The 21,659-nt window shown below is 51.9% G+C and carries 16 protein-coding genes; 1 reads left to right on the forward strand and 15 read right to left on the reverse strand.

Annotated features, from left to right (window positions below; genetic code table 11):
• Window positions 1-57: 57 nt before the first annotated feature.
• The 14 genes from I2I11_RS12080 to coxB all read right to left on the reverse strand — a co-directional run bounded on the left by I2I11_RS12080 (window position 58) and on the right by coxB (window position 16,655).
• On the reverse strand, window positions 58-720 hold the full coding sequence (locus tag I2I11_RS12080) for a response regulator transcription factor (protein ID WP_196267957.1): 663 nt from the start codon (window positions 718-720) through the stop codon (window positions 58-60).
• Between the two features lie 535 nt (window positions 721-1,255).
• Window positions 1,256-1,684 (reverse strand): nuclease A inhibitor family protein, encoded by a 429-nt coding sequence (locus tag I2I11_RS12085; protein WP_196267958.1) that lies wholly within the window; start codon window positions 1,682-1,684, stop codon window positions 1,256-1,258.
• Window positions 1,685-1,704: 20 nt separating this feature from the next.
• Window positions 1,705-2,556 carry a DNA/RNA non-specific endonuclease gene (locus I2I11_RS12090; RefSeq protein WP_196267959.1) on the reverse strand — a complete coding sequence of 284 codons (852 nt, stop codon included), beginning with the start codon at window positions 2,554-2,556 and terminating at the stop codon, window positions 1,705-1,707.
• 156 nt (window positions 2,557-2,712) lie between these two features.
• Complete coding sequence (locus I2I11_RS12095; protein WP_196267960.1) at window positions 2,713-4,920, reverse strand: GH92 family glycosyl hydrolase; 2,208 nt, start codon at window positions 4,918-4,920, stop codon at window positions 2,713-2,715.
• A 267-nt stretch (window positions 4,921-5,187) separates the two neighbouring features.
• Complete coding sequence (gene ligD / locus I2I11_RS12100; RefSeq protein WP_196267961.1) at window positions 5,188-6,759, reverse strand: non-homologous end-joining DNA ligase; 1,572 nt, start codon at window positions 6,757-6,759, stop codon at window positions 5,188-5,190.
• Window positions 6,760-6,890: 131 nt separating this feature from the next.
• On the reverse strand, window positions 6,891-8,486 hold the full coding sequence (locus tag I2I11_RS12105; protein WP_196267962.1) for an alpha-amylase family glycosyl hydrolase: 1,596 nt from the start codon (window positions 8,484-8,486) through the stop codon (window positions 6,891-6,893).
• A 92-nt stretch (window positions 8,487-8,578) separates the two neighbouring features.
• Window positions 8,579-10,213 (reverse strand): alpha-amylase family protein, encoded by a 1,635-nt coding sequence (locus tag I2I11_RS12110; RefSeq protein ID WP_196267963.1) that lies wholly within the window; start codon window positions 10,211-10,213, stop codon window positions 8,579-8,581.
• Window positions 10,214-10,464: 251 nt separating this feature from the next.
• On the reverse strand, window positions 10,465-11,856 hold the full coding sequence (locus tag I2I11_RS12115; RefSeq protein ID WP_196267964.1) for a cytochrome b N-terminal domain-containing protein: 1,392 nt from the start codon (window positions 11,854-11,856) through the stop codon (window positions 10,465-10,467).
• A gap of 8 nt (window positions 11,857-11,864) precedes the next feature.
• Window positions 11,865-12,377: a QcrA and Rieske domain-containing protein gene (locus tag I2I11_RS12120; protein ID WP_196267965.1), complete on the reverse strand. Its 513-nt coding sequence runs from the start codon at window positions 12,375-12,377 to the stop codon at window positions 11,865-11,867.
• Window positions 12,352-12,579 (reverse strand): cytochrome c oxidase subunit 4, encoded by a 228-nt coding sequence (locus tag I2I11_RS12125; protein ID WP_196267966.1) that lies wholly within the window; start codon window positions 12,577-12,579, stop codon window positions 12,352-12,354. The genes I2I11_RS12120 and I2I11_RS12125 overlap by 26 nt, the downstream gene beginning before the upstream one ends.
• Window positions 12,576-13,475, reverse strand: coding sequence for a cytochrome c oxidase assembly protein (locus tag I2I11_RS12130; protein ID WP_196267967.1), 900 nt, complete (start codon window positions 13,473-13,475; stop codon window positions 12,576-12,578). The genes I2I11_RS12125 and I2I11_RS12130 overlap by 4 nt, the downstream gene beginning before the upstream one ends.
• The gene (locus tag I2I11_RS12135; RefSeq protein WP_196267968.1) at window positions 13,472-14,026 is read right to left on the reverse strand and encodes a cytochrome c oxidase subunit 3; all 555 of its coding nucleotides are present in this window, start codon (window positions 14,024-14,026) and stop codon (window positions 13,472-13,474) included. The genes I2I11_RS12130 and I2I11_RS12135 overlap by 4 nt, the downstream gene beginning before the upstream one ends.
• Window positions 14,011-15,687 carry a cytochrome c oxidase subunit I gene (ctaD, locus tag I2I11_RS12140; RefSeq protein WP_196267969.1) on the reverse strand — a complete coding sequence of 559 codons (1,677 nt, stop codon included), beginning with the start codon at window positions 15,685-15,687 and terminating at the stop codon, window positions 14,011-14,013. The genes I2I11_RS12135 and ctaD overlap by 16 nt, the downstream gene beginning before the upstream one ends.
• A gap of 2 nt (window positions 15,688-15,689) precedes the next feature.
• Entirely contained in the window at window positions 15,690-16,655 is a 966-nt protein-coding gene (gene coxB, locus I2I11_RS12145) for a cytochrome c oxidase subunit II (RefSeq protein WP_196267970.1), read from the reverse strand.
• 448 nt (window positions 16,656-17,103) lie between these two features.
• On the opposite strand from coxB, the gene I2I11_RS12150 reads away from it, so the two are divergent.
• Window positions 17,104-18,765: a carboxylesterase/lipase family protein gene (locus I2I11_RS12150; protein ID WP_196267971.1), complete on the forward strand. Its 1,662-nt coding sequence runs from the start codon at window positions 17,104-17,106 to the stop codon at window positions 18,763-18,765.
• Window positions 18,766-18,892: 127 nt separating this feature from the next.
• On the opposite strand, the gene I2I11_RS12155 is transcribed toward I2I11_RS12150, so the two are convergent.
• Window positions 18,893-21,331 carry a TonB-dependent receptor gene (locus I2I11_RS12155; protein WP_196267972.1) on the reverse strand — a complete coding sequence of 813 codons (2,439 nt, stop codon included), beginning with the start codon at window positions 21,329-21,331 and terminating at the stop codon, window positions 18,893-18,895.
• Window positions 21,332-21,659 lie beyond the last annotated feature (328 nt).

Consider the following 21,659-nt stretch of genomic DNA (forward strand, 5'->3'; position numbering starts at 1 on the left):
TCCGGCCGCTTTGGTAAGTATAATTCATATACTATAACACGACAGTTGCCGCTACACTTATTCAGGCTGGTTTATATTGATGATCTTGTGCTCAAAGGCATACTTTATCAGGTTGGCTGTATTTTTTGCCTGTGTTTTCTCCAATATATTTTGGCGGTGGGTTTCTACGGTCCGCTTGCTGGTAAAGAGTTTATCCGCAATTTCTGCATTTGTAAAACCTTCAGCTATCAGCAACAGCACCTCCAGTTCCCGCTTCGATAATCCAATCTGTTCCACAAGCCCCGACCCGTGTTGCGCCTCCGGGTTGGCTGCCTTGTTCAGCATCTTTATAGAAAGCTCGCTGCTGATATAGCTGTTGCCGCCAGCCACCAGTTTAATAGCGGCAAATAGTTCCTCTCTTCCGGTGGTTTTCAGTAGAAATCCGGCTGCACCACACGAAATCATTTTCTGCACATACACCACGCTGTTGAGCATCGACAGGGCGATTACTTTGGTTTCAGGGTAATTGATGCGGATCTGCTCTGTTGCCTCATAACCATCCATTTCGGGCATGTTGATATCCATCAGCACCACATCGGCCGGAGCACTAGCCAGCATATGCAGCAGTTCCCGCCCATTGCCTGCCTCGCCCAGTACTATAAAATTTTCGCTCTGTTCGAGCAAAAGCCTGAGCCCCTGCCGCAGAACAATATGATCTTCTGTAATAATAATCTTTATCAATTTGCTTCCCCCCTGCTTAACAACATAATGATTTCCGCCGCAGCACAAACATCAGATATCCCGATGTGTTGTACATAAAAAGGTAACGGGCTGGTACTACGACACTTCAGCCACTTCCGGGCACGCATAAGTTTACACGCCACAAGGCACTTTAGTTGCACAGGAAACTGTAAAAGTCGCTCAGAAACGAAACAGGCAGTAAGCAGCGCTGATGTTATACTATAAATGCCACATTACAGAACTCATTGGCAGAACAGTTTAGGTTGTATAACGCAGCCGCCCGCCTCAGTTCCTTTTCACATAAACTATAAGCCACTTCATCCTACAAAATAACTTTCTGCAGCAGCATAGTTCCGTATGAGATAAGATGGAAATTTCAGTTGAAAGTACAAGGGTGTTGTGTTGCTTACTACTGCTTACAGTATCTCTAATTACCATAATACTTAAAGGAGTTTGATGCTATACCTGACGGCAGGTAGCTATGTAGGCTTCCGTGCTTCAGACCAGCCGGGCAGTACCGCTCACAAGTGGGCTGTTACGTTTCTACAAGCGTTGTTTTCAGCCCTGCCATGTCGCCTGCCTGCGTCCTGCCCAGAATAAAGGCTGTAATATTGCGATGTCCCACTCTGTATACTTTCACATCGTGCAGGTGCAGTTCCAGAAACTCCTGCAGCTGTTTAAAGCGCGGGGCATTCTGCATTACGCCCTCTTCTTCACCCAGGATTTCTCTGGTCATATTCCGGAAAAAGTGCGGCAGCGTATCGGTTTCCACTTTCTCCTGCGCCGGCTTTCCTGCCCAGGCAGCCAGTTCAGTGGCTGCGGGCGCACCGCTTTCCGAAACAGCAGGAAAATGCACGACTTCAAAAGGGGCATCTGTTTCGCTCTGGTACAGCAATCCCTGTGCATGCTGCCGGAGCCCTTCCAGCAGTGCTGCCGTAGCAGCAGAAGCGTTGTTGTTACTCATAGATGTAAATGCATTACTATTTATTGTACAGGCCCCGGATCCGTACGGCTCTCGATTACCTGCTGTACCTGTTTTGGCACGGCCGACAGCAAATCGTAACCGGTGGCACTTTCTATGGCATCTACGGTGGTGCGGTAGTTGCTCCAGTTGGCGTTAACCGTGTTGTTGTTTGGTGTATCAACTGCTATCACGCGGGTGCTGGTGTTGATGCGCTGCAGGTCGTTGTCTCCCTGTGGCAGCACCACCAGCACTTTCCAGATACGGGCGGGCACTGTTACGTTGCCGTTGTCGATGCTGGTAGCGCGGCCGTTGCTGCCCGTGCCGCCTTCGCCATAACTGCCCATCACCACGTATACTTCCATTCCCTGCTCTACCAGCTCACGCGTATACTCTTCCAGGTTGGCCCAGGTCTGCTGGTTGTTTTCAGGCGCCTGCGGAATCATGTTCGTCATCAGGAAGGTAGCCGCATTGTCCTCTTCTGAACTGGTCCTGTCGGCAGATGGCGTGTTGTGGCCGCGGTCGAAGCCACTGCCTTTGTAGCTGGAGCCTGTTACATGGTACCAGCTTTCGGGCAGCGCCGGATCAGGGCGGAAGTTGTCCTGCCTGTCGGCTGTGCCAAGCCAGTCCGGGCTCACATGCCAGCTCACCCAGTTGGGGGTGCCCCTGTCGCGGCTGTAGGAGAGCGCATACTGGGGCTTGAGCATCAGGTAATTGCCGGCATTGCTTTCGCTGGTGGTGGCTCCGCTGGGGTTGCCCAGCAGCAGGTGTTCATTTCCCTGGTAAAGTGCCTGCTGCTTTGCAACCTGCGCATTCTGGCAACCGGCAAGTATAAGCAGAAGAAACAGGAAGTATGTATAGCCGCGTTGAAGCATAAACTTTAAGTATAAAGGGTAATCAGAGAAGATAATATTCAGCTGATGCTATGGCTGGCACCTTTTGCTATAAGAACGACAGATAAAGGTGAACGATACAACCTGCGGGATATTAAAAGCAAAGTTTTCAGAATAAAGCGGTATAGTGCTACAACTTTACTCCTTCGTCATAATTTTTACTTCTCCGCCATTACGGAACAGGTCATGGGATACAAAGTAGCCTTCGAGTTCCTTGCCGTCTACAAGTATGGCGCGCATCGCCCTGCCCTGCTCAGGTTTACGGATCACCAGTTCCCGTCCATCATCCACTTTCCAGCGCACCTCGTCGAAGAGCGGCACCGTTACGATGTAGTTCGCATCAGCCGGCGAATACGGGTACAGACCAAGAGCGCTGAACACGTACCAGGACGACATCTCCCCCGCATCGTCCATACCGCACAGGGCCAGGCCATCCTCTCCGATGCCGTAGAGGTCGTTGAGTATCCTGTCTATTATTTTCTGAGATTTTTCAGGCTTGCCGATGAAGTGGTAGGCGAAGGGCGCCTCATGATCCGGCTGGTTGCCGTGGCAATACTGACCGATAAAGCTCGACACATTACGGGCAATGTAATTGGGATTCCAGGGCAGCGTAAACAACGAATCGAGCTTCGACTCAAAGCCCTTATCGCCGCCGTAAAGGGCTACCAGGCCCTGCATGTCATGCGGAGCAAAGAAGGATAGCTGCCAGGCGTTGGCCTCACGGTACATGTACTCGTAGTAAGGGTACTGCGGGTTGAAGTCCTTTATCCATTCGCCATTTGCCAGCCGGCCCCGCATAAATCTTGTTTTGGGGTCGAACATATTTTTGTAGTTCTGCGACCGCTGCATCAGCACCCTGTAGTTGGCTGTGTCGCCCAGCGCCTTGGCCAGCTGCGCCACCGAATAGTCGTCGTATGCATATTCGAGCGTTTTTGAAACGCCTGCCTTTGCTTTTGTCTCCACATGCGGATGCGCAACATCAGGGTCTGAAATGTAGCCTTTCTCGATATACTCCCTGATAAAAGGACGTGTGCCGCCTTCCACGTTGGCATTTTTGAGCAGCAGCTTATACGTGCCCTCCACATCGAAGCCATCGATGCCCCGCAGATAGGAACCGGCTATAAAAGAGGCGGCATGATCGCCATGGAAAAAAGTAGGTATAAAGCCGCTTTTGTCGCCCATGTCCTTCAGCGATTTGATGACGTCTGTAGTTACCTGCGGAGAAATAATGCCCAGCAGCACAAGTTTGTTGCGGTAAGTATCCCAGAGCGAAGGCACAGTGTAGTAATTAAAGTCTGCCTGCACTGTTTTCCCGTCCACGTCTGTATATTCCCCGTTCACATCGCTGCGTAGCGCAGGCCACAGAAAGGCCCTGTACAGCGAAGTATAAAACAGCTCCTTCTGCTTCTCGGTGCCGCCCTTCACGTCTATCTTCGATAGCAGATTCTCCCAGATCTGGTCGGCCTCATGCCGTACGGTACTGAAGGACTTATCTCCAATCTCGCGCTCCAGGTTCTGTTTGGCATTTGCTGCGCTCACAAAAGAAAGCCCTATCTTCATCTCCACTGGGCTGCTGCCGCCATCTTTGATATGGACAATAGCCAAGCCGTCTTTGGTGTTTTCTGCCCTTTTTTCCAGGTTGCTGATGTCTTTGTTTAGCGTGGCATAGAAGTAGATTTTATCGCCGCCCATATCCTGGTAACCCTGCACGGCTGCGTTGCCCACCTGCTCTATCTGCCAGCCGCGTACCCTGTTGTTTGCTTTGGCAAGGTCGAATACGATGCTGCGTTCTGCGTTGCCGGCATAGTTGTACTGGTGGAAACCGCACCTGAGCGTTGAGGTGAGATTTGCCTGTATCTGATAGTCCTGTAACATCACCCCGTAAAATCCGGGTGCAACGCTTTCTTTATCGTGCGAGAAACGGGAACTGAAATCCTGCTGCCCCGCCGTATTACCAGATACCGGAAGCACGGGTATGTTGCACAGGTTCCAGTGTCCCTTGTTGGTATGCGTAAAGGCGTGAATCACGGTATCTTCATACTCGTAGCCTGCCCCTGAACCAAACTCCGTTATGGGGCTAAGCTGCACCATGGCATTCGGAAGCGAGCTGCCCGGGTATACCAGCCCCGCCCATACCCGCCAGTTTTCAGGAGGCGTGTAGCCGATTATTTTGGGATCGAGGAGCGGCGCTGTGCCAATGAGCGTGTTTACATACTGCGTGTGGCTGCCCAGGCTTTCAGTACTTACGGCAGCATCGCTGCCTGTGTGCTGGATCGTTTTAGCACAGGAAAAAACAAGCAGGGCTGTGGATAACAACAAAAGACTTTTTAGCTTGGCTGTGTTCATATACTCACATGTGTTAAAAACTGCTGCTTTGCTTAAGAAGCTGTTCTGATTTATAAGATTGGTGTACAGTTATTGCTAAAGGTATAAAATATTCAGTAAAACCGCTGTGCAAGCCCTCTTTTCATAGAAAAGCCATTTCATTTTCATCGTAATACCTTTAAAGTATAAAAGTCCTGCTGTACCTTTCTGTCTGTTGTGATAAAACGCAAAGCTGATTTCAAGTTTATTCCCTTACAGCAAAGGATATCAATCAAATCAGGAAAGAAACTATTGCAAATTCTTCAGGCACTGCACCAAATCTACTCCTTTGCCTAATACGCCGTGAAAAACATCGCCTATCTGGCGGAGGCGTGCAGGTATATTTTTGATGGTGAAATCTGACGGCGAGAGTCCTGGCTTTACCTCCTCCCACACCAATGGGGTTGAAACGGTTGCGCCGGGCATGGGGCGTACCGTGTAAGCAGAGGCAATAGTCTGCCCGATGGAATTTTGCAGAAAATCAAGGTATACTTTGTCGCGCCGCTCTTTAGGGCTTCGCTCCAGGCTGGTGAGTTTCGGAAGTTTTTTGTGCACCTCCTGCGCTACCACATGCGCGAACTGCCTTGCCTGATCGAAGCCGTACAAGGCACCCAGTGGCACAAAAATATGCATGCCCGTGGCTCCGGAAGTCTTCGCGAAAGCCCGCGCACCAGCTTTATCGAGAATTTCCTTTGTAACAAGCGCTACTTCCACTACTTCGTCATAGGTGTTTTGTCCCGGGTCCAGGTCAATTACCAGGTAATCCGGCTTCTCGAGGCTGGCGGTGCGCGAGTTCCAGGGGTTCAGCTGTATGCAGCCTAGGTTGTTCATATAAGCCAGGGTAGCTGCGTTGTCACATACCAGGTACTCTACTTCCACGCCTGTCGATTCGGCTTTAAGTTTTATCGTTCTTACCCATTCCGGTGTATGTGGCACATCTTTCTGGATGAAGCCGGGTTTGGTGATACCGTTCGGAAACCGGAAAAGCGACTGCGGCCTGTCCTGCAGGTACGGCATCAGCACATCAGCTATACTTTGGTAGTAGTCAATCAGGTCGCCTTTGGTAATGCCCTCATCAGGCCAGTAAAATTTGTCCAGGCTGCTGAGCAGCACTACCTGCCCTTCAATTTTCCTTTCCGTTTTATTTGTGTCGCTGCTCATTTTATGCGGCATTTCTGCTGCCCCGGCAGACGGCTGGCTTTTGCCGGCAGGCTTCCTGCTCTTTGCTTTTGATCCGACGATTTCTGTTTTATTAGCCGGCTTTGTTGGCGCCAACAGGGTTATGCCCTCCAGGTGGTCTTCGCTGTTGTAGCCCTCCACAGCTGCCTCATCTATTTTCTTGAACAGCAGCCAGGCGCCATCCTGCCGGCCTTTCATCTTAATCAGCGTAAATTCTCCCTGCAATTTTCTTCCTTCCAGCACAAACTTAAGATGGCCTTCCTCCAGTTCCTGCAGAAGCAGTGCCTCACCTTCCTCCTGATTATCGGTTCCTGCAGCGTAGTAGGTTCCTTCATCCCAGATGTCTACGTGGCCAGCGCCATAGTTGCCTTCGGGTATATCGCCGGCAAAGGTGCGGTAGGCAAGCGGGTGATCCTCTACCCTCATGGCCAGCCGTTTATCAGCCGGGTCCAATGAGGGGCCTTTAGGCACTGCCCAGCTTTTCAGCACACCATCCATCTCCAGCCGGAAATCATAATGAAGTTTAGAAGACAAATGCCGTTGCACCACAAAATGCAGCTTTCCGCTGTGCGCTTTTTCCTGCCCTTCCGGCTCAGGTGTCTGATTAAAATTGCGCTTTTCGTTATATACCTTTAAACCCATAGATCTTTCTCTTTGACTGCAGGATGCTGCTGAAAACTTTCAAGTTAAACTGAAGTATGGCTTCTGAATTATACGCAGTCTGCTTCCCGCTTATCTACAAAGCTGTTCTTTATAGCAACTGCCTGCAGCTGTTAATCCAGTCTCACCACCACGGCATCTTCTCCCTCTATACTTATACTATCAGCTACCAGCCGGCCCTCCGGCTTTCCGGAAACAGAGATTAGTATTTCTCCCTGCAGCTTCGTTTCTGACTGATAGACAGCCTTTTCTTTCCCGAAGTTAATGGCTACCAGCACCCCGGCCCCGTTGTGGATGCGCTTGAATACCATCAGTTGCCCCTGTAAGCCCAAGGGTATAAAGTCACCTACCTGCAGGGCAGGCTCCTGCTTGCGCACCTCAATTAACCTCTTGTAAAGAGAGAGCATGGAGCCGGCAGCTTCTTTCTCTGTCTCCACATTCCGGGCTTGGTAATCATCGGCAAGCGGAAGCCAGGGCTCCGTTTCGGAGAAGCCGGCATAAGCGGCATTGCTCCACTGCATGGGCGTTCGCTGCGGGTCACGGCTATAGCCCGGCATGGTCAGCTCCTTGGGGTCCTGTATGCGCTCAGGCGGAATATGGACATCGTGCATGCCTATCTCATCGCCGTAATACATGGTAGGGGTTCCGCGAAGGGTAAGCAGGAGAACGGCTGCCAACCTGGCCTGTTGCTCGCCAATGCGGCTCAGCACACGGTCCTTGTCGTGGTTGCCCAATACCCAGTTGGGCCAGTTGCCGGGCAGCAGGCTTCCTTCATATTCATTGACGAGCGCATAGATACTCTCCGCATCCCAGGCTACCTGGATGAGCTGGAAGTTGAAAGGCAGGTGCACGCCGGCTCCTTCTTTTCCATAGTAAGTCACAAGCCTCCCAATGGGCAGGTATATTTCGCCGATCAGCAGGCGCTCCCCGTAGGGATCCATTACCTTGCGCATACCGGCAATAATATCGTGTACCCCCGGCTGATCCTCGGAATAAGCGTTCAGGTATCGTTTGATATCCGGCTCGCCTTCGATGTAATCAGGGTTAGGCGGGTTGTCGCGGAACAGGTGGTCTTTCATCAGGTGCCAGATAACGTCTACCCGGAAACCATCCACCCCTTTCTCCAGCCAGAAGCGCATCACGTCAAACATGGCTTTCTTCACGTCCGGATTGCGCCAGTTCAAGTCGGGCTGTTCTTTTAAAAAGGCATGGTAATAATATTGGCCGGTTTCCTCATCCCACTCCCAGCCGGAGCCGCCAAATACGCTTTGCCAGTTGTTAGGCGGCCCCCCGTCCGGCGCGGGATCTCTCCAGATATACCAGTCCCGCCTGGGATTATCGCGGGAGGAGCGGGACTCTTTAAACCAGGGGTGCAGGTAAGAAGTATGATTGGGCACCAGATCCAGTATCAGTTTCATGCCCTTCTGGTGTATCAGGTGCAGCAGCTCGTCAAAATCCTGCATGCTGCCAAACAGGGGCTCAATGCCGGTATAATCTGTAATATCATAGCCAAAATCATCCATGGGCGAAGGGTAGATAGGTGAAACCCAAACGGCATCCACCCCCAGCCACGCCAGGTAATCCAGCTTTTGCATAATCCCCTGCAGGTCGCCGGTGCCATCTCCGCTGGCATCTTTAAAAGAGCGGGGATATACCTGATAAATAATTCCCTTTTGCCACCATCGGTACTCTTCAAGTTCTTTCTGCATATCTTTACTTTTATTCAGTAGTGCTCCGCTACAACAGGGCACCTTCTACATGCTGTTTTCATTATGGCCATCGCTTTAGGCAGCCGATTGTCTTAAAACTTTTCATTTTCTACCCGGGCCCTGAACCAGCGATAGCCGTAAGCGTTTATTTTAATGATGCTTTCGTCATCCCCCGGCTCATAGATAGCATCCCCAAATACTTCCGCCAGCCGGTGTACTTTGTCTTCCCCCATATCCAGGTGCACCGCTGCTTCCTTGTCTCCCAGGTTATGAACGGCCACTGTCACCTCATCCTTCAGCTTACAATAATGAGCAAACACGGCAGGATGTCCCGTATCAAGGATGTTGAATTGCCCTCTGCCCAACTCCATGCACCTTGTCCTTACCCTGAAAAGCTTTATTACCCAGTTGAGCAGGCTGTCAGCGTCTCTGTACTGGGCCTCTACGTTCACTTTCTTATAGCTATACTTCCCTTTTGACAGAACGGGTTTAGCCAGCTCTTTTTTGCTTGCAGAGGAGAAACCGCCATTCTGATGACTCGACCACTGCATAACGGTACGCACACTATTCCTGCCTTCCAGAGAAAGATCTTCTCCCATTCCTATTTCGTCGCCGTAGCGCATAACGGGCGAGCCTGGCAGAGAAAAGAGCAGGCTGTAAGCCAGTTCAAGTCTTCTTCTGTCGTTGTTAAACATAGGCGCAAGTCTTCTGCGGGCGCCTCGGCCAAATATCTGCATGTTCTCCTTTGGGGCGAATTCTTTAAAAACGAGGTTTCTTTCCGATTTACTGAGCCTTTCCAGGTCCAGTTCATCATGGTTGCGCAGAAAGGTGGCGTACTGCTGGAAAGATCCTGTATCGGGCAACATTCCCAGCGCATAGTCCAGGGGCGCTCTTTCCTGTTTTGCAAAGGCGAGAAACATGTATTCTGCCAGGTAAAAGTTCAGCAGCATCTGGAACCCGTTTCCGTGCTCTCCGAAGAAGTTCTTGTATTCGTCAGGCGCCACATCGGTTTCGCCGAGCAGCACACCGTCGTTTCGCACTTCTTCTACAAATTGCGCCAGTTCCCGGACAATCTTAAACGGATCTTTAAACTGAACAGGCCCTTTTTCGCGGACGATGTGCGACAAGGCATCTACACGGAAACCGGAAACTCCTAAACGGAGCCAATAATGCATAATTTGTCTTATCTCCTGAGTTACCCTGGGGTTAGAGTAGTTCAAATCCGGCTGAAAGTCATAGAAAGTATGGTAATAATAAGCCTCCGCCTCTTCATCGTAACTCCAGTTGCTTTTCTGCTGGCCTGCAAACATAATATGCTCTTCAGCATCCTCAGGCTTTTCTTTTGCCCAGATGTAGAAGTTGCGGTACGGGGAGTCCGGGTTCTTCCGGGCCTCCTGAAACCAGGGGTGCTGGTCGGAAGTATGGTTGATGGGCAGGTCGATGATAACCCGCAGCCCATGCTCATCGGCTATGTCCAGGAAATCAACGAAGTTACCCATATCTCCCAGCCGCCTATCGATGAGGTAGTAATCTGCCACATCGTAGCCATTGTCCCGGAAAGGGGTTTTGAAGATCGGCAGCAGCCACAACGTATGCACGCCAATGGCCGAGAGGTACTCTAAGCGGTTACGCAGGCCTTTAAAGTCTCCTTCTCCGTCGGCGTTTCCATCCTGAAAGGAATCAACATTTAATGAGTAAATAATTGTGTTCTTGAACCAGTATTTCATAAGTACAGACTTAAACTTATTCTTTGTAAGAGATCATGGACATCCTTGTTTCAGGAAATCGCTTTTTTATACTTTGTCACTTCCCAAGCTGCATTACATCATGTGGCGCCGAAGTATAAGAAGAATAAATAAACGCTGATTCCATTAAGAAGGCCCCCCTGCTCTCTTGCAAAACTCTTCTCTCCGGCGGGATAGATCTTTTGCGCTAAACGATTACAGTTGCTGCCACATGATAGCATTGTTACAACCGTTTATTGCCTGGCATCCAGAAAAACGACCAGCGCGTGCAGTTCATCGTTCGTCAGCATCCCGCCATAGGCAGGCATTCCTTCGCTGCCGTTCACAATCTGTATCCTGAGCTGCTCTGCCGTCCAGTTTCGGCCGATGGTGCTCAGGTCCGGGCCTTTTATGCCGCCTACGCCGTGCATCCGGTGACAGTACAGGCAACCCTTATCCGAGAACAGTACCATCCCTTTTTTTAACACCGGCTGTTCCGGCACCTGCATGGCGGCAGCCAGCGGCCTGGGCTTAAACTCAGGCGACCACGGTGCCTGAAAGCCGGCTATCAGCAGACTGATCATAAACACGACCACACAAATCACCACCACCACTGACCACGGCCGCCGCCTGGGGCTGCGCTCGCCTTTGTTAGACAACAGCGGCAAGGCAATCAGCGCCCCGATAGCCAGCACCGGCCCGATAAAAATCACATACGACTCAATGGATGGGGGCATCAGCGCAAACAGCGCAAAGATGGACAGCAGATACCAGTCGGGCGTAGGCGTGGTATAGATGATAGAAGGATCCGGGGGCTTGGTAAGCTCAGGCGGCCCGAAAATAACGGCCAGGGCCACAATAACAAGTATAACCAATGAACCGAAGAGCGCGTCGCGCCAGGCGGCATCGGGCCAGAACGGGCGGCCCACTTTCTCCAGCATGTTGCTATACCACTGCCTGTAGGTTTTGGGATCTACCAGGCGGCCGGGTTTGGGCGGCTCTGAGATACCATTGCGGATAACCTGTTGCAGGTGAAACCCGACAAACAAGAAGATAAGACCCGGAAAAATAAATACATGATAGGCAAAGAAGCGGCTCAGCGACTGTGCTCCCAGCGTGTCGCCGCCAATCAGGAGCCGGGCCAGCGTGGTGCCTATAAACGGCACGCGCCCCAACTGCTCCGCCGCCACGATAGACGACCACACCCCGTTGGAGTCCCAGCGAAGCAGCTGACCGGTAAAGCCCATGGTGATGGTAAACAGCAGCAGGAATACCCCGCTGATCCAGCTCATCTCGCGCGGGTACTTATAGGAGGCTGTCAGGTATACCCGCACCATGTGTACACCCGCCATCAGAATCATACCCGATGCACCAAAATAATGAATGCCACGGAGCACATTGCCCATAACCGCCTTGTGCGTAATAAATTGCAGCGACTGGTAGGCTGTTTCGGAGGAAGGCTGGTACAGCAATGCCAGGCCGATGCCGGTAAGCACCTGCAACAGAAAGCAGAACAAGGTGGCACTGCCAAACACATAACTCCATTTGGCATCCGGCGGTACCGGGTGTTTCAGCAACGGCAGAATGGTATCCGAGAAGCCGGTACGATCATCGAGCCAGTGGCCTATTTTTTTAAGTTTGCTCATTGGCTGCGTCAGGCGGTAATATTGGTGATAGGAATTGGGGCGGTACGGATCTGCACCTGCCCGCTTTTTACCCGCACCGCATACTGCGGCAGGCTGTTCGGCGGCGGCCCGGCTGCCACCGTGCCATCGCGGTAGTACACGCCGCCATGGCAGGGGCACATAAATAAATCGGCTTTCTGCTCCCAACGCACGGGGCATCCCAGGTGGGTGCAGTTTACGGAGAAAGCCAGGAACTCTTTCTCAGAGTCGCGGCGCAGCCAGGCGGCGGAGTGCGCTGTGACACCGGCCCAGGCCTGCGGGTTGGGGTTTTCATACTTTATCAGGCTGGTAGTGCCTATTTCAAAATCGCGTAGCGTACCCACAGTGCGCCAGGTTTGTCCTGTTTTCTCGAGCAGCGGCGCCAGCAGCGCGCCCAATACCGGAATGCCCGCCGCTGCCGCTGCCAGGCCTCCAAGGCCCAGGCTCAGTTTCATTAAAAAACGCCGGCGGTCTTCTTCAGTGCCTGTCTCTCTTTGCTTCATGTCTCAGTATGTTTATCCAGCCCCTTAAGGCAAGTACGATGATGATAAGCCCGGCCAGCGCCACCACCCAGCCAAGCAAAATGCCCCAGCCCAGGAATGCCAGTCCCAGCGCCAGGAAAAAAGGGTAATAAGTTGGCTTCGGCAGTACCCCGGGCTTCGCCTTTACCCATTTATCCGTTTCGTTTCTTTGCTGGCTGCTCATATCCTGTCTCCTTCCAGGTTTAGGCCGCTCTCTTTCCATAGCGGTTGCCCGTCTTTGGCTGTCAGCCAGTTGTGGAGCAGGTAAAGGGAGCCGCTCAGGTAAACAAAGCAGCAGGGCACCCACATGATTAAGCCTGCCATCTGCTGATCGACGGCGGCGGTTATGCCCCAGCCCTTACGGATGAGTCCGTCAAAGCCATAGGCGTCAGCGCTCAGGTAGTGGTGGTAAATGCCTAGGGGAGCGAAGGTGATAAGCAGGCCCAGCAGCGAACAACCAACGCAGGCCGTGAACAGGTATAATACCCCCAACAGCGGATTAATACGGTACGCTGGCAGCGGACCCAGTATGGGCCAGGCAAACAGCGCCCCTGCCAGCAGCAGGCTAAAAGTAAGCAACAGCGGCAGCAGGTTAACGCCCGTAGCCAGCGCCGCCGGGAAAGCTGCATCAAACACTGCGGTAACATGCCAGAACCACATCACGCCAATGCCGCACAGCCAGCCAAGCCACGGCCGCTGCGACAGCACCTTTGAGACGGCTGCAAGTATATTTTGAGTATCTGGCCCCACCTGCTCCGGCAGGCCGAGCACCAGCAGCGGCGCGCAGCCCAACAGTATGATGATGTGCCCCACCATATGGGCGCTGAACAGGTAATGCATGGCCAGGAAATGCAGCGGTGAACTCTGCACGAGCAAGAGCAGCACTAAACCGCCAAAGTATAAACCGGCACCTTTTTGCAGCTTTCCGCCCGACAACAGCAAGTATAAACCGCTTAGCCCCGCAATAAGCAGGAGCACGCCCGGCATCAGCAGCCAGTTGCCCCAGATGCTGTCTGCAGCGCCCTCTGTCCCGCAGAGCGGAATACCGGCAAACGCATCATATAAAAATAGTTCTTTCATAATAATACTCCTGGTAAAACATACACCACCGTGAACACCACCAGCCACACCACATCCACAAAATGCCAGTATATGCCTACCGTGTTGATAACGGATGAGTCAGGTTCGTCAAAATCACCAGCAGCAGCCAGTTTCAGCACGATGGCAAGTATAACCAACCCGATGAACACGTGCAGCCCATGAAAACCGGTGAGTGTATAAAAGCTGGTGCCAAAATTATTCTTGCTGATGGTCAGATCTTCGTGCAACAGGCTCCAGTACTCCCTGCCCTGGCCAAACAGGAACACAGTGCCTAAGCCAATTGTAGCAAACAGCCAGCGCTTCAGGCGCTTTACCTCCCCTTTTTTGTAGCTTTTCTCGGCCCGCCAGAAGGTAAAGCTGCTGGCAAACAGCAACACCGAGAAAATACCGGTCGATTTGATGTTCAGCAGTTGCCAGGTATGGTTGTCGTAACCCGGCTCAAAGGCAAAGTATACGAAGGCAAAAATGAGCGACAGGAAGAAGATGGCCTCTGTCCCGATCACCAGAAACATCATCAGTCTATTTTCCATGGGTCGTCTTGTAGTTGCCAGTTAGGATTATCTTGTTTTAAGTCGCGCAGCGGCCGGAAACTTTTAACAGGCGGCACCTCCTTAAAATTCTGCAGCTGCGGCGGCGAGGTGGTCAGCCACTCCAGCGTGTAGGCATTCCAGGGATCATCTGGGGCCTTTTTCCCGCTTTTTATACTTTTATAGATGATAAAGCCGAGGTAAAGCACGGAGAAGCCCATGATAAAAGCGCCAGCCGTGGAGAGCATGTTCATCCAGGTATAATTGGGTAAATCGGGATAGGTATACACGCGGCGTGGCATCCCTAATACGCCCAGCGCATGCTGGATCAGGAAGGTCATGTTAAAACCAATCACGAACAGCCAGAAAAACCATTTGCCCTGCTTTTCAGGAATAATCTTCCCGCTCATCTTCGGAAACCAGTAAAAGAGGCCGGCCAGCAGCCCGAATAAACTGCCGCCCACAAACACGTAATGCAGGTGCGCCACCACGTAATAGGTATCCGTTAGTTGCCAGTCGATGGGTACGATGGCAAAAGAAACGCCGCTCAACCCTCCGATAGTAAACTCTACCAGAAAGGCAGTGGCAAACAGCATGGCCGTGGTAAAGCGCAGCGAGCCGCCCCACATGGTGCCCAGCCAGCTGAAGATTTTCACGCCTGTCGGGATGCCGATGAGCAGGCTGCTGGCCGAAAAAAAGCCGTTCACCGTAATCCCCAGGCCGGTAGCAAACATGTGGTGAATCCATACGCCAAAGGCCAGCAGCGCGATGGCCATGCCCGAGCCCACAATAAAGGCGTAGCCGAAGATCGGCTTCCTGGAGAACACCTGAAACACCTCCGATAAAATACCGAAAGCCGGCAGGATGAGAATGTATACTTCGGGATGGCCAAAGAGCCAGAAGAGGTGCTGCCACAGCAGCGAAGAGCCTCCCCCGGCAATGTCGAAAAAGTGGGCCTGAAGCTGCCGATCCAGCAGCAGCATGGCCAGCGCCGCGTTCAACGACGGAAAGGCCGCCAGTATCAGGAAGGAATTGATGAGCACCATCCATACGAACACGGGCAGCTCACGCAGGCTCATACTTGGTACGCGCAGCTTTAGGACGGTTACAATCAGATTAACGGCAGTTGCTACCGTGCCCGAGCCTGCCAGCAGCAGCCCGATGCAGTAATAATCGATGCCGGGGCTGGGGGAATAAGGCCGCTGGTTGAGCGGCGCGTAGTTAAACCAGCCTGCATCGGGGGCGCCGCCTGCCAGAAAGCTGAAGTAGAGCAGAAAGCCGCCACACAGAGCTATCCAGAAGCTGAAGGCGTTCAGGCGCGGGAAGGCCATGTCGTTGGCGCCGATCATCAGCGGCGACAGGTATACCGAGAAACCCAGTATGGCCGGTGTGGCCACCAGAAAAATCATGGTGGTGCCGTGCATCGTGAAAACCTGGTTATATATCTCCGGGCTCAGCAAATCGTTGCGGGGCACCGCCAACTGTACGCGCATCAGCAGCGCCCCAAGACCGCCCAGCAGCATAAAGAACAGGGCCATCCACAGGTACATAATACCAATCTGCTTATGGTCTACAGACGAGATCCATTGCAGCAGTCCCTGGTTGTCTTCCAGTTCTACGCCGGGCAGCGCCTCTTCCGGTTCGGGTATATGCAGTTTTCCCATACTTACTTTAGTCCAGAGATATAGGCCACAAGGGCGTTGATAGAATCCTGTTCAAAAATGAAGCGCGGCATATGCGCTCCCGGCTTTACCTGCTGCGGGTCCGTGAGCCAGTCCCGCAGGTTGTCCTCGGTGGTAGGCATCATACCGGCCAGCATTTCGGTGCGGCTGGCGAAGTGTGTCAGGTCCGGGCCCGACTGCCCCTGCGCCGCCGTGCCACGGATGGTATGGCAGTTGCCGCAGGTGGCCAGGTTAAAGATGGCCTCGCCCTTCAGCGCCAATGGATGTTGCGGCTCCTGCGCCGGCTGGCTTTTCTGCTGCAGCCACCGCTCGTACTCATCCTGGCGCTGGGCCACCACCCGGATGCGCATCCAGGCATGCTGCTCTCCGCAAAATTCGCTGCAGGCCCCCTCATATACGCCGGGCTCGTTTATGGTGAGCCACAGGTGTGTTTTCCGGCCCGGCATCATATCCATTTTCGGGCCCAGTTCGGGCACCCACCAGTCGTGAATCACATCGGAAGAGGAGAATTGCAGCAGCACCTTTTTATGCACCGGCAGATGAATCTCGTTCGCCGTAACAGCGCCTGTGCCCGGATAAGAGGCCTCCCACCACCACTGGTGGCCGGTCACGATTACATCCGGCACCTGATTTCCGGCGGGTGGATGCACTTCCTGCATTACGTTGATAGTATAGATGAAAAAGCCCGCCACCATTAAAAAGGGAACCCCAATCATCACGGCCTCCACCTTTTTGTTGCGTCTTACCTGCCTGGGCTCCGCATCACCCGGCTTTGCTTTAAACCTGAGGATAACGTAGATCAGCAGCCCCGTAACCACCAGCAGAATAAAAGCAGCGGCCACAATGAAATAGTTGGTGAGGGTAGCGATATGATCGGCCTGTGAGGAGGCAGGCTGAAAGATGGATAGGGACAGGAAGATCGTGTTGATGTGAGTCAGAACTAATATCATGCGAGTTATCATGCAAGAACTACTGCTTATTTATCCTTTCATGCTGCATACAAAATGTCAGGAATTACAGACTTCCGCACGCAGAATGCTGTCCCTGCTACAGCCTCTCCTTATTTTACCATACTAATTGATAAAGGTTGTAGGAAATAGGATTTAACTATATTAAGCCAGGAGAGCGTAAATTATGCAGGTATATGACAACAGTGCACCTGTTTACTGATAACAAGGACAACCTTGCACCGGAATGCCATTAAGCAGCTTTATACCTTGGCCAAAGCTGCTAACCTGTATTTTGCAGGGTTTACAACATCTCTATTCCTTCTGAACAGCTCACAGGATTTTAAGAAAATTCGCTGTATTATTTTGACGTCAACAGAACATTATCTATCATTAAGTTAAAATGATACAACAAAGATTTACTGCTCATTTAAAATCAAACATAAAGGATATGCGCTATTTCGGTATACTTGTTATCGCCCTTCTGCTGGGAACACAATTGCCCCGGCAGGCACAGGCTCAGTCGGTAAGCAAAGCTACCGGCAAATTAGCTTCTAACCAGGCGAAAACTGCCAATGGCATTGTGGAGGGAGTAACAGAAAAAAGTGGGGTCAAAGCCTTCAAAGGCCTCCCCTTTGCCGCACCGCCGGTAGGCGATCTGCGCTGGCAGGAGCCACAACCGGTAAAAGACTGGCAAGGTGTGCGGCCGGCAAAGCAGTTTGGCCCGCGGGCCATGCAACAGGCTCTGTTCGGTGATATGAATTTCCGCTCCGACGGCATGAGTGAGGACTGCCTGTATCTGAATGTATGGACACCAGCCAAATCAGAAAAAGAGCAGTTGCCCGTGCTGGTATACTTTTACGGTGGCGGCTTTGTAGCCGGCGATGGTTCTGAACCTCGCTACGACGGGGAAAGCATGGCGCAAAAAGGCATTGTGGCCGTAACGGTTAACTACCGCCTGGGTGTATTCGGCTTCCTGGCTCACCCCGAGCTTACGCAGCAATCAGCCCACCATACTTCGGGCAACTATGGCTACCTGGACCAGAGTGCTGCTTTGCGCTGGGTGAAGCAGAACATTGCTGCCTTTGGCGGCGACCCGTCTAAAGTAACTATTGCAGGCGAATCAGCCGGCTCCATATCTGTGAGCGCGCAAATGGCATCGCCTCTGTCCCGTGATTTAATTGCCGGGGCTATCGGCGAAAGCGGCGCACTTGTTAATTCAGGCCTTGATCCGGTTCCACTTCCTGAAGCAGAGCAGAATGGTGTGAAGTTCGCCTCCGCCATTGGGGCAAACTCTTTGACGGCGCTTCGTGCCATGCCGGCGCAGCAACTGCTGGAAGCAGCAGGCAAGCCGGGCGTAGGGCGCTTTTTGCCAACAATCGATAATTACTTCTTTCCGAAAGCGCCTGTAGCTATTTTTGCAGCAGGTGAGCAGGCGCACGTGCCGCTGCTGGCAGGTTGGAACTCGGAGGAAATGAACTATAAGGCTGTGCTGGGCCAGGAAGCTCCCACCGTAGAAAATTACAGAAGTGCCCTACAGCGGCTGTATGGCGATAATGCCGATGAACTACTGAAGCTTTATCCGGCCACGAACAAAGAGGAAGTGATACAGGCCGCTACGGATCTGGCCGGCGACCGCTTTATAGCTTACAGCACCTGGAAATGGATTGACCTGCACAGCAAAACGGGCGACTCGCCGGTTTACCGCTATTTGTTTTCGCGCCCGCGCCCGGAGATGACCGCAGAGATGGGCAACGCTTCTGCAGGACTTGCCGGCGGTGTGGTGCAGGAAAAAGCTGATGCGCCTAAAGCGCCCCGAGCCCGCGGCGCGGTACACTCTGCCGAAATAGAGTATGCGATGGGTAACCTTGCTTCTAATAAAGTTTATGCCTGGGAGCCGGAAGACTACAAAGTATCCGAAATCATGCAGAACTACTTTGCCAATTTCATCAAAACCGGTAACCCGAACGGGAAAGGCTTACCCCGCTGGCCGCCGGCAAACAAAGGCGATAAAGTACAGGTCCTGCACATTGACGTGCATACGGTTGCCAAGCCTGATGTGCTCCGCGCCCGCTACGAACTTCTGGACAAGCTACAGGCAAAGCAGGAATAAGGCACACAGATGCCTGCGCCGGATTATACTTATTGCAGCAAAACTCCTGTATACTTCCCCAGAGTTTATACTTCAAAAGGCCTGCTTCACGATAGTGTTGCAGGCCTTTGCTGTGGTTCCGGTGGTTTTAGTTTGCTCCTGTGCGGTTTAGTTCATCCAGGTTTACATTACGCTTTTTCGACTCGAACTTACTGCCTTTGCTGAAGCGGTAACGTATGTCGAAGCGCACGCCACGGGCGCCATGGTACTGCTCTATGCTGTTGATATTGCCGTTCAGGCTGGTGTCCACATTCAGCACACGGCTCTTAAAAATATCCGTCACGTTCAGAGTCATCGTCAGTTTATCGTCCAGAAAGCTGCGTTTCAGGCCGGCATCTACCCACCACTGTTCTCCCACATTGTAAAGGCCGTATACAGCCGGGCTCTGGTAGCTGCCGCCTACTTCCAGGCGCAGGCTATGGGGCAGCATAATGTTATGCGTAGTTTGCGCAATGGCTGTTACCTGGTCGTTCACTACCAGCTTGTCGTCAGACATATTCGTATACTCCTGATACATCAGAATAACGTTGTTGCTGATCTCCCAATTGTTAGAAATATGCACCGGCGCTACCAATGTGGCTGTAGCGCTATTTAGATCTTTCACATTCTGCTGCTGGAAAACAGTCGTGTTGTCTTCCGGGTTCTGCTTCGGCACCTCCGCTATAAAATCCTTGGTAGTGGCATAACCGAGCACCAGGTTGTATGTTTGTTTTAGTGTCTGGATCAGTTCAAAGGAATTGGTATACTGTGGTTTCAGGTTCGGATTGCCCTGTGCCCAGGTATAAGGATCCAGGTAAAAGATAAACGGATTCAGATTCTCGTAGTCGGGCCTGTTGATGCGGCGGCTATACTTGTAGCTGATCTGGTAATTGTCGGTTACCTTCTGCTGCACAAACACACTCGGAAACAAATCCAGGTAGCTGCGGTCTGTCTTCTGGTTTTTGGTAAGCGAGTGCCCCTGCGATTCTGTCTGCTCGGCTCTCAGACCGCCCTGTACCGACCACTTTTTACCCAGGTCTACAGAAAGGCTGGCATAAGCCGCATAAATATTTTCTTTGTAGATAAAGTGGTTGCTGCGCCGGGGATCCGGAATTTTTGTATTGTCGGAGGTTTCGTAAAAGCGCAGTTCGTTATCCGATACCACATGAGAGGCTTTGGCGCCCAACTCCAGTTTGGCGGCTTTTGCCAGGGGCTTGGTATAATCCACTTTTGCCGAGTAGATGTTGTAGCCGGTCGGATTTTCGCTCAGCAGCAGTTCCTGTTGTGTCGGTTCACTGCCACCAAGAGGCACGTAGCGGTTCTTAAATTCAAAATCGTCGTTGCTTGTGATATGTGCATAGTCCAGGTCGGCAGAGAGGGTAGTACCCAGCGTGTCGGGTTTGCCTAAATAATGCAGGTTAAAGGTGCTGTTGCCGTAGGTGCCTTCGGCTGTGTTGAGGGCATCGATATACAAATCATTAGCCACATTGCCATCGCGCAGGTATGAATCTGTTTGAAAAAGGTTGTCGCTGCGGTTCAGGATAATATTGGCCATTACGCCAAGGCTGTGTTTTTCGTCGAAATCATAATCGGTACCCAGGCGCAGCGATGGTTCTGCACGCTCCACCTCTTCATAGCCGGTCTGGTCGAAACTGCTTTTGCTGCCATCTTCATTCAAAAAAATGCGCTTCATCTCCATATTACGGTAACGCATGCGGCGGGCAGCATCCACGCCTGCAAAGGAGTTCCATTTGCCACTCTTGTAGCTCACTTCGCCGCCGGCAGTATACGTGCTCAGGTTGTTGTACTGATAACCAGCATATACGCTGCCATTTATACCTGTCTGCAGGTTTTTTTTCAGGTTGATGTTGATTACGCCGGAGGCTCCCTCGGCATCATACCTGGCAGATGGATTGGTAATAATTTCCAGATCTTTGATGTTCTCGGCAGACATGCCCTGCAACAGGTTTTGCAAATCTTTACCAGACAGGTAAGAGCGCTTGCCATTAATCATGACCTGCACTCCGGCTTTGCCGTTCAGCTGAATGTTGCCATCCTGATCTACCCATACGCCAGGCGACTTAGTCAGCACTTCGTAAGCGGTGCTGCCGCCGGCCAGCGCGGTTCCCTCAACGCTTACTACCATCTTATCCGCCTCCGTTATAACTGTAGGGCGCATCGTCTGCACCTGCACCTCCTTCAGGGCTTTTACATCCTGCTGTAGTTGCAGCTTGCCGAAATCTTTGGAGAAGCCGGCGCCTGTTACCTCAAAAGGAGCTGTCCGCATCTCCACGTAACCCAGCGCGCTTAACCTGAGCAGGTATTTACCCTGAGCGGGCACCGTGATTGCGAAATTCCCGTTCATATCGGCAATAGCGCCGGTTATAACCTTGTCTGTAGCGGCTTCCAGCACGGCTACGTTCACGAAACCTACAGGCTGTTCTTTTTCATCTGTTATAGTGCCCGTCAGCATTCCGGCGGATTGGGCAAAAGTATAACTGTTACAAAGCAGCAGTATGAATAGTAATACAATGGAAATTCTTTTCATGTTTTATTTTGTGTAATGGTGTTGATGTAGTGGAACGATGATGCAAATTTAGACTTTAGTACTTTGTATAACAAGGTACTGTTAGTATTTCCATGCACCTTTTAGACAAACTGCCATATTCTTTCTTTTAACACCTGCTATACATAGATCAGCGCCGTGCTCAGCAGAAGTATGGCAAGAGACTTTGCGTATCAGATGAAGTTATGGCAGGAATGGTTGCCTGATGGAAGCTTTGGGGTGATAAAATTCGTCCTATATATGTCTGGCTCAGGCAGGCTTTTGCTAAGCTCAAAACGCATCGTAAGCAAAAGGAAAAACCGCTATCTTG

It is taken from the genome of Pontibacter rufus (assembly GCF_015694705.1).
In the GTDB taxonomy this organism is placed as follows: Bacteria; Bacteroidota; Bacteroidia; order Cytophagales; family Hymenobacteraceae; genus Pontibacter; species Pontibacter rufus.